The organism is Streptomyces sp. JHA26 (assembly GCF_002005565.1).
GTDB lineage: Bacteria > Actinomycetota > Actinomycetes > Streptomycetales > Streptomycetaceae > Streptomyces.
The window spans coordinates 1-14,459 of the sequence record NZ_BDJC01000042.1 but is presented as its reverse complement, the minus strand read 5'-3'; the positions used below and the strand labels follow the sequence as shown (position 1 = coordinate 14,459).

The window sequence follows — 14,459 nt, the reverse complement described above, 5'->3', positions numbered from 1 at the left end:
TGCTTTTCGGTCCGGACCGTGACGACACTTCCAGTCTTCTAACCAGCGGGCACGGCATCGAACCACGTACCCGGCAACTGCCGCCGTCCCGCACGGCCGGGCGACGGTCCCGTACCGGGCGCCGGGGCGCGTCGGCGCGGCCGGCGCCGCGTCATTCCGGCACCGTGAGTTCGAACCAGACCGTCTTGCCGGTCCCTCCGGGCCGGGTGCCCCAGCGGCGGGCGGAGGAGGCCACCAGCTGCAGTCCCCGGCCGCCCTCGTCCTCGGGGCGGGCGGCGCGTTCGCGGGGGAGGTCCGGGAGCGGGTCGGAGACCTCCACGAGCAGGACGCCGTCCAGACCGCCGGGGTGGTGGACGAGACGGACCCCGATGGGGCCGGTGGCGTGCCGCAGGGCGTTGGTGACCAGCTCGCTGACCAGCAGGGCGGTGATGTCGCCGACGTCGTCGAGGCCCCAGTCGCGCAGCCGGTCGCGGACGAGGGAGCGCGCGGTCCGCACGGCGTCCGGCTGCCCCGGAAAGACCCATTCGACGCAGTCGCCTTCGGTCCTGATCACGCCGCTCACATCCCCGGCCGGCAACCCCACCCCGTCCGGTTTCGTGGGGTTAATGGGCCCATACCCGATTCGTGGGACCGGTACCGTCCGGGGGCCGTCCCGGAACGCGCGAGCGCGTGGAAGCACCGGCGGCGTGCGGGGGCGCCCGCACCGGCTCCCCTACGCGCCCCGCGCGTCGTCCGCCTCCGGTGACAGGTGCGCGAGCGCCCGCTCGACGGCCGGCACGTCCTGGTCGAGCCAGGGCACGTCCCAGACCTCCGCGGGGGTGAGCCAGCGCAGGGCGTCGTGGTCCTCGAGGGGTTCGGGCGCGGCGGAGCCGGGCAGCAGGCGGGCGGTCCACACCTGGAGGACGTACGGGGGTCTCAGCGGCCACTGCCCCGGGACGCGCTCGCCGATCCCGGCCGCCACGCCGAGTTCCTCGCGCAGTTCACGCACGAGGGCCGCCTCGGGCGTCTCGCCCGCCTCCACCTTGCCGCCGGGCAGCTCCCAGCGTCCGGCCAGTTCGGCCGGCGCGCTGCGCCGAGCGGCGAGCAGGCGCCCCCCGTCGAGCAGCGCGGCGCCCACCACGATCCGTTCCGTCATGCCGTGGAGCCTAGGGCCTGGCCGGACGGCTCGGCGGGGCGCCGGGTCAGTCGGCCGGGCCGGTGGTGTCCGGGCCGAGTTTCTCGATCCAGTAGAGCTGCTTGTGCCCGCGGCCGTCGAGGGTGTCCGCGATCTTCTGGGCCTCGGCCCGTGTCGCGTACCGGCCCACGCGGTAGCGATTGCCGTTGTCGTCCTGGCGGAACACCAGCCAGGGAAGAGTGACCGTGCTGTCGTTCATCGCGCCCCTCCGCTTCCCACCCCGCGTTCCTCCTCACGCCCCGTCCGTGGAGGAAACCGCAATCCGCATATGCCCGAGCCTACGCCCAACCTTCACGCAGCGAATACGGCTTTTCACAAAGGGGTACGCAACCAGCCAGAACGCAGGGGGCGCACGAGGGCCGACGCGCCCTCCCGGGATACCGATGCTTCCGGTCAGGGGTGTAGGCGGCAGGACGGAGACGACCTGCGAGAACGACCGAAACGGCGCGGTGCGGGACGGTGTCCCGGGGACGCGGAACACGAGGCGGACGCGGGCGAGGGGGCGCGAGGGGCGCACGAAGGCGTGCGCCATCTCACAGAGCGGGCGGGCCCGTTGACGGCGGACGGCCCGGCCGACGGGTCCGACCCCGGCCGACGGGCGGGCGCCCTATTTGACGGGCAGGTGGTACGCCACCCGGTACCGGTCGGCCGGGACGACCACGTCGGCCGTCTCGACCGCGCGGCCCGAGGCGTAGAAGGTGCGCTGGACGACCAGCACCACGTGCCCGGGGACGCCGCCCAGGGCGAGCAGCTCCTCGGCGAGGCCGGGACGGGCGCCGACCTCCTCGGTGACGTTGTCCACGACGACGTCGATGGCGGCCATCCGCTCGACGACGCCCATGCCGCCGAGCGGGCCCTCCTCGGGCAGCATCACGGGCGTGCGGCCGGTGAGGTCGAGCGGTTCCCACGAGGTCGAGAGCATCATCGCCTCACCGCCCTCCCGGAAGACGTACCGCGTGCACATCACCCGGTCCCCGGGCTCGATCCCGAGCCGCTCGGCGACGGCGCCGCTCGCCTCGGTCTGTTCGCTGCGGGACTCCCACGTGCCGCGGGACCCCGCGTCGGCCTGCTCCTGCCGGAAGGGCGTGGCACCGCCGGCCGGCCGGTATCCGGAGCGTGCGATGCGCCGGGGCACGGGCCGCTCGCGCACGTAGGTGCCGGAACCCGAGCGGCCCTCGACCAGTCCTTCGGCCATGAGCACCTTGCGCGCCTCCAGGGCGACGGTGTCCGAGACGCCGTACTCCTCGCGGATCCTGGCCTGGGAGGGGAGGCGGGTGTGCGGCGCCAGCAGGCCGTCGACGATCTTCTTGCGGAGATCACCCGCGACACGCAGGTACGCCGGCTGCTCACCGAATGTCACTGGCCGCTCCCATCGGGTTGTACAGACAGCAACAGCGTGGCAACCGTAGGTTGTGTCAGGCAAGTAAAGGCCAAAGAATCACTCGATGTGATGACATGGGCCGCCCGGGGGCTTCACGCAGGCACTTTCTCCCCGCTGTGGACGCCCTCACACCTCCAGGCCGGCGTCGTCTCCCCCGTCCTCGTAGACCGGTGGTGTCGTGGACAGCCCGAGGGCCTCGCGTGCGGTGACCGTCGTGTCGGCCTCGACGAGGTCGAAGCCCTTGTCGTAGTGCTCGTAGTACGTGTCGACGTCGGTGGCCGCGGCCGCCAGGCTCCATTCCTCCCGCGCCGCCTCGAGGTCCTCGAGCAGATCGGCGACCTGCCGCTCGGCCCCGGCGGGCCAGCTGTGCCCGCGCAGCATCCCGGTCTCCTGGACCAGCGCCTCGGACACCTGCCCCGCCCAGACCCCGTACGCCGGGAAGTCGTCCTCGACGGCCTCGGCCTCGGGCACCTCGTCCATGGCCCGGTTGAGTACGCCCTCCGCCGTCAGGTAGGCGTGCTGGTGCGGGTCGAGCGTCCTGGCGTCGTTGCGCAGCGAGCCGGTCAGCGTGCCCCGCTCGTCCGTGTTGCCGAACAGGCAGGTGACCTCGCGGTCGCCCGTGCGCCAGCTCTGCCGGGTCGGCGTCAGGTAGTACACGTCGACGTCCGTCGGCAGGGCCCAGCGGTCCATGGCGTAGGCGTCCTGGAGCGCGTAGCACCGGACGTCGGCGGACCGGGTGATCTCGTCGTCGCCGGGGTAGGGACCGCCGGGCAGGTCGAAGGCGGCGAACACCTCGCCGTCGTGCTCCTGCGCGCAGGGCACCACGTCGACGTCGTAGGCGACCCCTTGCAGGGATCCGCCGGGCGTGGTGAAGCACTCGCCCTCGGAGAGCGCGTACGCGGTGCCCTCACCCCGCGCGGCGTCCCTGAAACCCTGCCAGAAATCGGCTGCGGCACCCGTGGAGAGCGACACCACCCACAGGGCGAGACCCACGGAGGAGAGCACGGAACCGGCCACGGCGAGCCCCTTGCCCCGCTCGCCCTTCCTCCTGATCTGGCGCAGGGCGACCAGGCCGAGCACGAGTCCGACCGCCGGCAGGAAGCAGAGCAGGCCGAGGACGAGCGCGGCGATGGCCACGCCGTTGACGGGCGCCTGCCGCGGGTACGCCCCGTAGGGGCCCTGCTGCGGGGGGTACGGCCCCTGGAGGTACGGCCCTTGGGGGTACGGCCCTGGGGAGTACGGTCCCTGGGGACCGGGGGGCGGCGGTATGGACACGGGTGCCGTACTCCTGATCCGTGCGGCGGCGCGAGGGCCCCGCGGGCTGGGAGCGGCCGCCCGGAGCGCACGGCCGCGTGACTGATCGCATGGTAGGCGCGCGGCCGTGCGCTCCGGGCGGTGCGGTACGCGAGATCAGGGACGACGGTTCCGGGGGGCGCCCCGAAGGGGTCGCCCTCTCCCGGCCGGTGGGCGTCTCAGTCGTCGAAGCCCGTGGCCCTCGTGCGCTTCTCCCAGGCCGTCACGTCCGCCCGCACCTGGTCGAGGTGGCCGAGGACCGCGCTGACACCGTCGTCGCCGAGCGGCAGCCGCAGCGGGGTGTCGTCGGCCGCCAGCGCGGCGAGGACGAGGGCCGCCGCCTTGGCCGGGTCGCCGGGCTGGCTGCCGTCGCCGCCGGTGACGAGCCCGCGGGTCTCGCTCACCTTGGCGTACACGCCGCTGTCCGCGCTGAGCCCGGCCGCGCCGCTCGCGAACAGGCCGGTGCGGAAGGCGCCCGGCTCCACGATCAGCACCTTGATCCCGAACTCCCGCACCTCGTCCGCGAGCCCCTCGCTCATTCCCTCCAGCGCGAACTTCGTCCCGCTGTACGCCGAGAAGCCCGCGAAGGACATCTGCCCGCCCATGCTGCTCATCTGCACGATCGCGCCCGAGCGCCGCTCCCGCATGTGCGGCAGCGCGGCCCGCGTCAGCGCGGCCGGCCCGAAGACGTGCACGTCGAACAGGGCGCGCAGCTCGTCCTCGCCCGTCTCCTCGAAGGCGCCGACGTGCGTGCGGCCCGCGTTGTTGACCAGCACGTCGATCCGCCCGTGCCGCGCCACCACGTCCCGTACGGCGGCCTCGGCGGCGGCCGTGTCGGCGACGTCCAGGCGCACCGCCTCCATCTGGTCGGGGTGGGCGGCCACCAGGTCGTCCAGCCCCTCGGGCCGCCGCGCCGCACCGACGACCACGTCGCCCTCGGCCAGGGCCGCCTCGGCGATCGCCCGCCCGAAACCGCTGCTCGCCCCCGTGATCAGCCACACCTTGTTCATGCCGGCCCCCTCGTCGTCCGCCTGTCCTGCAACCGTCAACCACCCTGCCGGGAAAGGCTGTTGCCCGTCCAAGACCCAGGGTGATAGCCAACGGTCATGACAACGGACGTGCACGTGCGGGAGCTGCGCTACTTCGCGGCGGTGGCCGAGGAACTGCACTTCACGCGGGCGGCCGAGCGGCTGTACGTGTCCCAGCCGGCGCTGAGCAAGCAGATCCGGGCGCTGGAACGGCAGGTGGGTGCCGAACTGTTCCGGCGCGAGCCGCGCGGCGTGACGCTCACCGAGGCGGGCACGGCACTGCTGCCGTACGCCCGGCGGGTGCTGGCCGACTGGACCGAGGGAGCGGCGGCGGTACGGGAGGCGCTGGCGGCGCGGCGCGGCACCCTGGTGATCGGCATGAGCACCAGCCCCGGACGCGGCGGCCTGCTGCCGGCGATCCGCTCCCGGTTCACGGCGGCCCACCCCGGGGCACTGCCCCGTCTGCGGCAGCTGAGCTGGCACGACCCGACCGCGGGCCTGGCCGACGGCACGGCCGACGTCGCCTACGTGTGGCTGCCGCTGCCCGACGCCGGCCGCTACGCGTGGACCACGGTCGCCGAGGAACCCCGTCTGGTCGCCCTTCCCGACACCCACCCGCTCGCGGCCCGCTCCGAGGTCGACTTCGCGGACCTGGTCGACGAGCCGTTCCTCGCCCTGCCGCGGGAGGCGGGCGTCCTGCGCGACTTCTGGCTGGCGCTGGACGAACGCAGCGCCCTGGGCGAACGGCGCGGCCCGGCCGCGGGCACCGGCGGGCCCCCGCGCATCGGCGCGGAGATCGCCGGTACGGAGGAGACGTACGAGGCCCTCGCCGCCGGCCTCGGCATCTGCCTCGTCGCCACGGGCAACGCCCCGCTGATCACCCTGGGCGGCGTCACCACCCGCCCGGTCCGCGGGCTGAGCCCCAGCCGCTACGCGCTCGCCTGGCGCCGGGAGGACGAGGAGCTCCCGCTGGTGCGGGGGTACGTGGAGGCGTGCCGGCAGGTGGTCGCCCGTGGGTGACGGCCCCTCGGCGGTCCCGGACCGCTACCTCACGGTCGCCGAGGTCACCGAGTCGGCGCGGCGGCTGGTCGCCCGGTTCCCCGGCGTCGCCCGCCTGCACCGGATCGGGACGTCCCGCGCGGGCCGGCCGATCCTGATGCTGTCCGTGGGACGCGGGCCGCGGCACGTCCTGGTGGTCGCCCGGCCGCACCCCGACGAGCCGGTCGGCGGCGTGACCGCGCTCGTGCTGGCGGAGCGCGTGGCATGCGGCGACCGGCCCTCCACGGCGACCGACCCCGCCCTCGTCACCTGGGACGTCGTCCTCTGCCTGGACCCGGACGGCACCGCGCTGAGCGAGGGACTCGAGGAGGCGACGGCCGGCCCCTGCCCCTCCCCGGCGGACTACTACCGGGCCGCCTTCCGCCCGGTCGCGGCGGAACAGCCGGAGTGGGCGCCGATCGTCCCGCGGGACCTCCCGGAGAGCCGCGCGCTGTTCGAGGTGATCGACGAGCGGCGGCCGTTCCTCCAGTGCTCCCTGCACAACGTCGAGGCGGGCGGCAGCTGGGTGCAGTTGACCGGCGCCCTGCCCGGACTCGCCGAGCCTTTCCGGCGGTCCGCGCTGGACACCGGCGTCCCCCTCCAGCACGGCACGTACGACGCCCTCCACTGGGAGAACCCGAGCCCCGGGATCCACGTCCTGCCTCCCCCGGACGACACCTCACGCCTGGCCGCCGGGTCCGAGGACATCGGGCTGTCCACCTGGTGCGCGCCCGCCCGGTACGGCGGTGTCACGGCGATCGTCGAGGTGCCCATGTGGGCGACCGACCTGGCCGACGACCCGACCCCGCACCGGGACGCCGCCCGCGTCCTGCGCGACCTGTCCGCGCTGGTGCGGGAGGGCGGACGGCAGGTGACCGCCGTCCTGGACCAGGCGCGCGGCTTCCTGCCGCCGGCCGGGGACAGCGCACCCCGGCGTGTGCTGGAGTGGATGGCCGAGGACCTCTACGACCTGGTCGCCGACTCCTGGGAACCGCTGGCCCGGCAGGCGGACGGGGCCACGGGCGCCGACGATCCGCGCCTGCCGACGACGGCCCAGGTCTGCGCCCTGGACGTCGTGGCCCGCCGGCAACCGCTGCGCGCGGCGGGTCTCCTGCTGCGGCTGCTGAAGGCGGCCGACGACGCCGACGCGCCAGGACTGCACCGCGAACTGGAGGAGCTCTTCACCTCGTGGTGCGCGGACTTCGAGAAGTCCCTGCGGCTGCGCTGGGTGCCCGTGCGGCACCAGGTGGAGCACCAGACGCGCACCGTCGTGGCGGCGGCGGAGAGCGCGCTGGGGACCCTCGGGTGAAACCGGCCGGGCGGCCGGCAGATCGCCGGGGCCGACGGAGCGCAGCTCCTCGGTGGTGCCGCCCGCGCCGTCCCGCCTCACCGAAACCGCCGCGGTCCTGCTGCTCGATTCGGGTCGGGTGCGGCTCCTTCTCCCGGCGGGACGCGTTGAGCTGTCCGTTTGGTGAGAGGGCCTGTCCGGCTCCCAGCCGTGCTCCCCGCAGCAACCCCCTACCGCGGCTCCCTCGGTTCGGGCTTCACCGGCGCGTGAGCACGCGGAACTCGTTGCCGTCGGGATCGGTCAGCAGTACCGCACCGTCCCCGTCGTGGGCGGAGTCGAGGCGCTTCGCCCCGAGGGAGAGCAGGCGCTCGACCTCTGCTTGTCGGTCGTCGTCCGGGACGAGGTCCAGGTGCAGGTCCTTGCCGGGGTCCGGCATGAGCGGCGGACCACCCCACGTGATCTTCGTACCGCCGTTCGGTGACTGGACGGCGGTTTCCTCGTCCTGGTCCCAGACCAGCGGCCAGCCCAGCGCCTCGCTCCAGAAGTGGCCCACGGCCTGCGAACCGTCGCAGGCGAGCGCTCCGATGAAGCCGCAGCCGGCGAGGAAATCATTGCCCGGCTCGAGGACACAGAACTCGTTGCCCTCGGGGTCGGTGAGCACCACATGGGACGCGTCCGGTCCCTGGCCGATGTCGGCGTGCTGCGCGCCGAGGTCGAGCGCCCTGGCCACGGTCTCCTGCTGGTCCTCCAGGGAGGAGCTGGTCAGGTCGAAGTGCAGCCGGTTCTGGGCGACCTTGTGCGCCTGGGAGGAACGGAAGCCGAGGCGGTAGCCGGCGTCGTTCCCGGACAGCAGGGCGATGCCGTCGTAGGGATCGTCGGCTCTCTCCAAGCCCAGGACGCCGGACCAGAAGTGCGCCAGGCGCTCGGGCCGGTGCGCGTCGAAGGAGATTGCGAAGAGTCGGCTGCTCATTGCGCCACGCGTCCTCGGTCCGTTGAGTGCCGACTGTCGGCAGGGCGCCGTGCCGGCGCCTCGAACGAGGATCCTAGGGGCGGGCCGGCCTCGGTCGCAGCCGAGTATTCTGCGGCCCCGGAGCCGGAGCCACACCTTTCGGGTCCGGGCTGTGAGGTGGTGGCCGAGGCGGGTGAGTCTGCTGGTCCGGGGTGCGGGCGCCCCGCGCCGGGGTGGTCCACTCGTCCTGGGCGGGGCAGGGCAGGCCTGGCAGTCGGTGCGGGCGAACCGGACGCCGTCCCCACGCGTCGGTGGACACGTAGGAGGTCCGCACGAGCGTCTTGCGCAGGACCGCGACCGGCCGGCCCCGCACCCGCACCCGCACCGCCGACGTCCCCGAGGTCTTCGAGGAGGTGAGCGATCCCCCGTTCGAGCATGAGCAGGCGGTCTTCACCTCGCCGTCGAGCATCTGGACCAAGTTGCGGAACTCCACGACCCTGTTCTCCCTCGGGGTTCCGGTCATGAAAAGAGCGCGCTCGCAACGCTCCGTCCACAGGGCGACCGACTGAGACCGCTTGGCCTTCGGGTTCTTCACGGAGTGCGCTTCGTCGACCACCAGCAGCCCGACCTCCCCGCATCCCGGTGCGGGAAAGCCGCGCAGCGCGTCGAACGTGGTCACCCCCACCCCGCCCCACGCTTCCCGCCCCTCTATGACCCTCCCCGCATCTTCCCACCGCCCGCACCCGGCCTCGACGGGCGTTCGCAGCTCCCTGCGGGCCGGCCGAACCTCGGGTCAGTCATTCACACCCCCAGGCTTACGACCGCCGGTAGGATCGGCACCATGAGCGGTAGTAGGAAATATTCGATCAGCCTGCCCGAGGATCTCGCCGAGGCCGTACGCGCCCATGTCGGGCCCGGCGGTTTCTCCGCCTACGTCGCCGAGGCTCTCGAACAGAGGGTCGCCATGGACAAGCTGCGGGAGATCGTCGCCGACTTCGAGACCGACAACGAAGCTCTCACCCGCGAGGAGGTCGAGGCCGCCCGGGCGCTGCTGCGCCACGACCACCGGCAGGCCGGCGGGGCCGCCGCCTGATGCCCGGCACCCTCCTGCTCGACAGCGAAGGACTCTCGAAGCTCTACCGCAAGGACCGCACCGTCGTGGCTCTGGTCCAGGCGGCGTCGGAGGAGGGCGTCCGCGTCGCCACCAGCGCCATGACCACGCTCGAGGCCGACTACGAGCGCATCCACCAGGCCCGCATCAAGTGGGTCCTCTCCCGCGTCGACGTCCACGACGTCACCAAGGAGATCACCGACCGGGCCGCCGTCCTCCTTCGCACCCATCACCTTCACGGCCACAAGTACGCCATCGATGCCGCTCTCGCCGCCATCGCCCGCAACGCACCCCAGCCGGTCACCGTCCTCACCTCCGGCCCCGAGGACCTGACACTCCTGTGCGGCCCTTCCGTGGAGGTCGTCAAGGTCTGAGACCGCATCGCCGCCAGGCCGCCCGGCAAACGCTGTCACCGCATCGCGGGATCGAGGACCCACCGCGGACACGCAGCTGTGCCCGACCCAGCAACAGGCGGGTCGGGCACAGTTATCGACACAGCGTCAGACGTTGAAGCGGAACGCCTGCGGGCTGATCCTGACCTGCAGCGGAACCCCGCCCACACCGCTGAACAGGCATTTCACCGTTTGGTCGCGTTGGCCTGCGACGGCCTTCTACGAGCGTCCTGCGGACTGGCTGCGGACTGGCGGGCCTCCACCTGTCGGGAAGGCGTACCACCAGGACCGGCCCCTCGATGAGGCTTCGCCGATGAGCCGCCGCTCCCCGGCACTCACTCGGCTGCCGTGGGCCTCTCGTCCGACATGCCCAGGCGCGCCTGCTCCTCCTCGACGATCCGGCGGGCCAGATCGGTGTCCGACACGTCTACCGCGTCCGGGGTGGCTTCGGCCACAACACTGCGGCGGGCATAGGCATCGAACAGGCGGGTCTTCTCCTCCAGCATCCCCACCATGCGTTCATCCACTCCCCCAGTGGCGAGCAGGCGGTGCACGCGAACCGGCCTGACCTGGCCCATGCGGTGGGCCCGGGCAACTGCCTGGTGCTCGATGGTCGGCTTGATCTGCGGTTCGCAGATGATGACGACGGAGGCAGCCTGCATATTGAGGCCGACGCCGGCCGCCTGAATCTGCGCAAGGAGCACGGCTGGTCCCGAGACCCCGGCGAAGTCGTCGACGATCTGCTGCCTTCGCCCTGCCGCGACGCTTCCGGTGAGCGGACCGAACACCGCGATGCCGGCAGCGGGGCTCTCGGCAAGTGCTGCCTTCACCACTCCCAGCACGTCCTTGAAGTAGGAGAAGACCACCGTCTTCTGCCCGTTCTCGCCGGCCTCCTGAACGATCTCCCGGAGCCGGTCCAGCTTGGCCGACTTCTCGGGGCGCATGTACGCGGCCCTGCGCATCGCCATGAAGTTGCCGGCACGCACGGCTTCGCGGTACGCCTCTTCGTCCGGTGCGCTCAGCTCCTCCCACTCGTCCGTCTGCTGAAGACTGGGGAGTTCCGTCAGTACGTCCTCCTGGTTGCGCCTGAGGTAGACCGGAGCGACGGCCTTACGAAAGGCGACCGATCCCGCCAGGGCGTCTCGCTCGCCCAAGGAGTCCGCGACCTCTCCATGGAGCATCTGGACCAGGTTGCGGAATTCCACGACCCGGTTCTCCATCGGGGTCCCCGTCATGAAGAGGCTGCGCTCACAACGCTCAGTCCACAGCGCGACCGACTGAGACCGCTTGGCCTTCGGGTTCTTCACGGAGTGTGCTTCATCGACGACCAACAGTCCGACCTCCCCGCCGCCAGGCGCCGGAAAGCCGCGCAGGGCGTCGAACGTGGTCACCCCTACCCCGCCCCGCCCCTTCCAGTCGGCGAACGCGTAGTGCCGGTCGGGGCCGTGAAGCACCGTGACGCGGAGGGCACTGCGGGCCTCGATCTCCCGAGTCCAGTTCACGAGAACGCTCGCCGGGCAGACGACCATGAAGTGACTCTGCCCCTCAGAGGCCAGGTGTGCCAGCACGGCGATCGCCTGGATGGTCTTCCCGAGGCCCATCTCGTCGCCGAGTATCACCTTGCGCTGCGCGAGCGCGAACCGCGCGCCGAACGCCTGGTAACCGCGCAGGGAGACCCGGCGGTGCGTGTCGTCGAGGTGCTGGGTTCGCACCCGCTCAGCAATCTCGTCCGGCAGGAAGCCCTCTGCGGCGGCCTCGTCCGGCAGTCGCCCGGAGATTTCGGCGAGCAGGCTGTAGTACTCGGCGGAGCGGAGTTCGAAGTCCACCCAGGCTGCGATGTCGGAAGAGGATCCGCGCAGCAGGTCCACCGATGCCTGGGCGAGCAGCTCAGGCATGCCCGCCTGCTCCGCCTCCTCCACCAGCGAGCGGATCTCGTTCACCGCCGCCAGGGCGCGCGCCCTCTTCTCCTGGCCGGCCAGAAGCATTCCGAAGCGCCCGGCGGCGGGCCTCGCGTCGACCAACAGCGGGCCGAGTCGTTCCGACAAGGCTGCGGCTCGGTCCACCGCGCGCCGGGTATCCGGCCCTGCTTCCACCAGAACATGCAGGGCCATGACGAGTGCGGTAGTGCTCGGCTCCGGCCGATCCACGTCAATGTGGACGGCCACCGTCTCGTGCACGGCCTCGGAAAGCCGGCGAGCTGCGGCGAGCATCTGGTCGACAGTGCGCTGTCCCACGCCGGGAATCTGGCGCAACCGGTAGGGGCCCGCTTCGAGGACGCGGCCCACTGTGCGCAGGCCACTCTTCTCTACGTTCCCCAGCCGCAGGCGTCCTTCGGTGACGTCCTGCAGCCGGACGACGGGGATGGCGTCCAGCTCCCTCGTGACCGCCTCGTCGTGAATCGGCTTGAGCGCCGCCCGCACTGCCTCGACCGCCTTGGCGTGGTCACCGGCCACTGCCTGCGTTGCCTCGTGGAGTCGCGCTCCCCTCGCGACCGTATCCCGCTCGCCACGCCCCACGCGTCCCGCCCCTCTCTCGCAGTCCCCGCATCCTCCCACCCCCCCAGCCGGCAGTGGTGCGCCGCCCAGTACGGCCTTGGAGCGCTGACCGAATGGCGAGCTCCACGACACGGCGGCTCCCCGGTCGGGCCCACGGGGCAACCCCCACCGCCCGAAACCCGCCCCAACCTCTGCCATATCACGCTATGGTGTTGGTATGGCTACCAAGAAGGTGACGATCACTCTTGACGAATCCCTGGTGGACGCCCTGGCCGGCGCAGCCGAGGAGGAGGGCATCCCGCTCTCCCGGCTCGTCGCCGGAGCAGCCGAACGAGAGTTGCGGCTACGGGCCGGGCGGGCCGTGATCCAGGAGTGGCAGGTGGGGCACGGCGCCTTCACGCCGGAGGAGCTCGCCAACGCCCGCGCCGAGATGGCCGACGCCGACGCCGAGTACCTCAGCGGCACGGGGGCATCGGCCGCGTGAACATCCCCTACCTGTACGACGCCGGTGCGCTGATCGCCATCGACAACGACGACCGGCGCATGTGGGCTCGCCACAGCCTGGCTCTCGAAGACGGCAGGGACATCCACGTGCCCTCCGTGGTCGTCAGCCAGGCATGGCGGGACTCCCGCCGGCAGGTCAGGCTCGGCAAGTTCCTCGCCGGGTGCCATGTCGTACCCGTGGGTCTCGAAACCGCCAAGGCCGCGGGCATTCTCTGCGGCAAGGCCGGCACCGCAGACATCGTCGACGCCACCGTCGTCGTCATGGCTGCCAGTCTCGGGGCGATCATCTGGACCTCCGACCCGTACGACATCCGCGTCCTCATCGATGCCCAGGATGTCAAGCCCGCTCTCGTCATCCGCACTGTCTGACCTCCGGGGGTCTGCGGACTCCTGCGGACAGCAAGACGGCCTGACCTACTTTCTCGCAGGTCAGACCGCCTCTGGCGATACGGTCACACGTTGAAGCGGAACTCCACCACGTCCCCGTCCTGCATCACGTAGTCCTTGCCCTCCATGCGCGCCTTGCCCTTGGCGCGGGCCTCGGCGACCGAGCCGGTGGCGACCAGGTCGTCGAAGGAGATGACCTCGGCCTTGATGAAGCCCTTCTGGAAGTCGGTGTGGATGACACCGGCGGCCTCGGGGGCGGTGGCGCCCTTCTTGATGGTCCAGGCGCGGGATTCCTTGGGGCCGGCCGTCAGGTAGGTCTGCAGGCCGAGGGTGCGGAAGCCGACGTGGGCGAGGGTGGCGAGGCCGGGCTCGTCCTGGCCGACGGACTGGAGGAGCTCCAGGGCCTCGTCCTCCTCCAGCTCGGCGAGGTCCGCCTCCAGCTTGGCGTTGAGGAAGATCGCCTCGGCGGGGGCGACCAGCGCGCGCTGCTCGTTCTTGAAGTCCTCGTCGGTCAGCTCGTCCTCGTCGACGTTGAAGACGTAGAGGAAGGGCTTCGTCGTGAGGAGGTGCAGGTCGTGGAGGAGCTCGGCGCGCTCGCTGCCCTGGACGACGCCGTGGGCGAAGAGCGTGTCGCCCTTCTCCAGGATCTCCTTGGCCTCCTCGACCGCCTTGACCTTGGGCGCGACGTCCTTCTTGATCCGCGACTCCTTCTGGAGGCGGGGCAGGACCTTCTCGATGGTCTGGAGGTCGGCGAGGATCAGCTCGGTGTTGATCGTCTCGATGTCGTCCTTGGGCGAGACCTTGCCGTCGACGTGGACGACGTTCTCGTCCTTGAAGGCGCGGATGACCTGGCAGATCGCGTCGGACTCACGGATGTTGGCCAGGAACTTGTTTCCCAGGCCCTCGCCCTCGCTCGCGCCGCGCACGATGCCCGCGATGTCGACGAAGTCGACCGTCGCCGGGAGGATCTTCTCGGAGGAGAAGATCTCGGCCAGTTTCGTCAGGCGCGGGTCGGGGACGCCCACGACGCCGACGTTGGGCTCGATCGTGGCGAACGGGTAGTTGGCCGCGAGCACGTCGTTCTTGGTCAGGGCGTTGAACAGGGTCGACTTGCCGACATTCGGCAGACCGACGATTCCGATCGTGAGCGACACGTTGCGACTTCCCGTACGTGAGGATGCGGAGGGCGGGGCAGGCCAGACTGGGCCGATCCACCAGTCTACGGGGTGTCCGGTAACGGCCGTGCCGGACGTCGAATGCCCGCCCGGACTCCGCCCCACGGCGTGTCTGTCGGGCTATTCGACACATAAACAGACCTAAGTTGGTCCAGTGGAGCAACACGGGACGCGACCTGCGCAGTACGGACCGCGACGGGGCCGGGCGCCGTTGCCCCCGCAGGGGCGGGCCGTCGGCGGCGGG

At 71.8% G+C, this 14,459-nt stretch carries 15 protein-coding genes and 1 pseudogene; 6 read left to right on the top strand and 10 right to left on the bottom strand.

Features of this window, described 5'->3' with window-relative positions; genetic code table 11:
• Positions 1–151: 151 nt before the first annotated feature.
• The 6 genes from JHAT_RS23580 to JHAT_RS23555 all read right to left on the bottom strand — a co-directional run bounded on the left by JHAT_RS23580 (position 152) and on the right by JHAT_RS23555 (position 4,858).
• A complete protein-coding gene (locus JHAT_RS23580; protein ID WP_375603583.1) occupies positions 152–562 on the bottom strand; it encodes an ATP-binding protein in 411 nt (136 codons plus the stop codon).
• Positions 563–712: 150 nt separating this feature from the next.
• The gene (locus JHAT_RS23575) at positions 713–1,135 is read right to left on the bottom strand and encodes a (deoxy)nucleoside triphosphate pyrophosphohydrolase (protein ID WP_077800256.1); all 423 of its coding nucleotides are present in this window, start codon (positions 1,133–1,135) and stop codon (positions 713–715) included.
• 46 nt (positions 1,136–1,181) lie between these two features.
• On the bottom strand, positions 1,182–1,373 hold the full coding sequence (locus JHAT_RS23570) for an SPOR domain-containing protein (RefSeq protein ID WP_077800255.1): 192 nt from the start codon (positions 1,371–1,373) through the stop codon (positions 1,182–1,184).
• A 408-nt stretch (positions 1,374–1,781) separates the two neighbouring features.
• Entirely contained in the window at positions 1,782–2,534 is a 753-nt protein-coding gene (locus tag JHAT_RS23565) for a GntR family transcriptional regulator (RefSeq protein WP_077800254.1), read from the bottom strand.
• A 147-nt stretch (positions 2,535–2,681) separates the two neighbouring features.
• Entirely contained in the window at positions 2,682–3,830 is a 1,149-nt protein-coding gene (locus JHAT_RS23560; protein ID WP_077800253.1) for a DUF4190 domain-containing protein, read from the bottom strand.
• 197 nt (positions 3,831–4,027) lie between these two features.
• Positions 4,028–4,858 carry an oxidoreductase gene (locus tag JHAT_RS23555; protein ID WP_077800252.1) on the bottom strand — a complete coding sequence of 277 codons (831 nt, stop codon included), beginning with the start codon at positions 4,856–4,858 and terminating at the stop codon, positions 4,028–4,030.
• 96 nt (positions 4,859–4,954) lie between these two features.
• On the opposite strand from JHAT_RS23555, the gene JHAT_RS23550 reads away from it, so the two are divergent.
• Both JHAT_RS23550 and JHAT_RS23545 read left to right on the top strand, forming a co-directional pair.
• Positions 4,955–5,896 (top strand): LysR family transcriptional regulator, encoded by a 942-nt coding sequence (locus JHAT_RS23550; RefSeq protein WP_077800251.1) that lies wholly within the window; start codon positions 4,955–4,957, stop codon positions 5,894–5,896.
• Entirely contained in the window at positions 5,889–7,223 is a 1,335-nt protein-coding gene (locus JHAT_RS23545) for a M14 family zinc carboxypeptidase (protein WP_171991023.1), read from the top strand. Before JHAT_RS23550 ends, JHAT_RS23545 begins: the two co-directional genes overlap by 8 nt.
• Before the next feature lie 235 nt (positions 7,224–7,458).
• Here the strand turns inward: JHAT_RS23545 and JHAT_RS23540 are convergent, their stop codons facing one another.
• Both JHAT_RS23540 and JHAT_RS23535 read right to left on the bottom strand, forming a co-directional pair.
• A complete protein-coding gene (locus JHAT_RS23540) occupies positions 7,459–8,172 on the bottom strand; it encodes a VOC family protein (RefSeq protein ID WP_077800250.1) in 714 nt (237 codons plus the stop codon).
• Positions 8,173–8,592: 420 nt separating this feature from the next.
• Positions 8,593–8,842, bottom strand: a pseudogene (locus JHAT_RS23535) (SNF2-related protein); the annotation flags it as partial.
• Positions 8,843–8,992: 150 nt separating this feature from the next.
• Here JHAT_RS23535 and JHAT_RS23530 point away from each other — a divergent pair.
• On the top strand, positions 8,993–9,244 hold the full coding sequence (locus tag JHAT_RS23530; protein ID WP_018845686.1) for a hypothetical protein: 252 nt from the start codon (positions 8,993–8,995) through the stop codon (positions 9,242–9,244).
• Positions 9,244–9,636, top strand: a complete 393-nt coding sequence (locus JHAT_RS23525) for a DNA-binding protein (protein WP_077800249.1) — start codon at positions 9,244–9,246, stop codon at positions 9,634–9,636. Before JHAT_RS23530 ends, JHAT_RS23525 begins: the two co-directional genes overlap by 1 nt.
• A gap of 353 nt (positions 9,637–9,989) precedes the next feature.
• Here JHAT_RS23525 and JHAT_RS23520 read toward each other — a convergent pair whose 3' ends face one another.
• Entirely contained in the window at positions 9,990–12,170 is a 2,181-nt protein-coding gene (locus JHAT_RS23520; protein WP_077800248.1) for a DEAD/DEAH box helicase, read from the bottom strand.
• Positions 12,171–12,366: 196 nt separating this feature from the next.
• Between JHAT_RS23520 and JHAT_RS23515 the strand changes: the two genes are divergently transcribed.
• Positions 12,367–12,633: a hypothetical protein gene (locus JHAT_RS23515; protein WP_077800247.1), complete on the top strand. Its 267-nt coding sequence runs from the start codon at positions 12,367–12,369 to the stop codon at positions 12,631–12,633.
• Complete coding sequence (locus JHAT_RS23510) at positions 12,630–13,022, top strand: PIN domain-containing protein (RefSeq protein ID WP_077800246.1); 393 nt, start codon at positions 12,630–12,632, stop codon at positions 13,020–13,022. The genes JHAT_RS23515 and JHAT_RS23510 overlap by 4 nt, the downstream gene beginning before the upstream one ends.
• An 83-nt stretch (positions 13,023–13,105) precedes the next feature.
• Here JHAT_RS23510 and ychF read toward each other — a convergent pair whose 3' ends face one another.
• Positions 13,106–14,194, bottom strand: a complete 1,089-nt coding sequence (gene ychF / locus JHAT_RS23505) for a redox-regulated ATPase YchF (RefSeq protein ID WP_077800245.1) — start codon at positions 14,192–14,194, stop codon at positions 13,106–13,108.
• Positions 14,195–14,459: the final 265 nt, after the last annotated feature.

Bases quoted from the DNA above. Each gene is read 5' to 3' on its own strand.
- JHAT_RS23575 (WP_077800256.1), bottom strand. From the start codon at position 1,135: ATGACGGAACGGATCGTGGTGGGCGCCGCGCTGCTCGACGGGGGGCGC.
- JHAT_RS23570 (WP_077800255.1), bottom strand. From the start codon at position 1,373: ATGAACGACAGCACGGTCACTCTTCCCTGGCTGGTGTTCCGCCAGGAC.
- JHAT_RS23555 (WP_077800252.1), bottom strand. From the start codon at position 4,858: ATGAACAAGGTGTGGCTGATCACGGGGGCGAGCAGCGGTTTCGGGCGG.
- JHAT_RS23550 (WP_077800251.1), top strand. From the start codon at position 4,955: ATGACAACGGACGTGCACGTGCGGGAGCTGCGCTACTTCGCGGCGGTG.
- JHAT_RS23540 (WP_077800250.1), bottom strand. From the start codon at position 8,172: ATGAGCAGCCGACTCTTCGCAATCTCCTTCGACGCGCACCGGCCCGAG.
- JHAT_RS23530 (WP_018845686.1), top strand. From the start codon at position 8,993: ATGAGCGGTAGTAGGAAATATTCGATCAGCCTGCCCGAGGATCTCGCC.
- JHAT_RS23525 (WP_077800249.1), top strand. From the start codon at position 9,244: ATGCCCGGCACCCTCCTGCTCGACAGCGAAGGACTCTCGAAGCTCTAC.
- JHAT_RS23515 (WP_077800247.1), top strand. From the start codon at position 12,367: ATGGCTACCAAGAAGGTGACGATCACTCTTGACGAATCCCTGGTGGAC.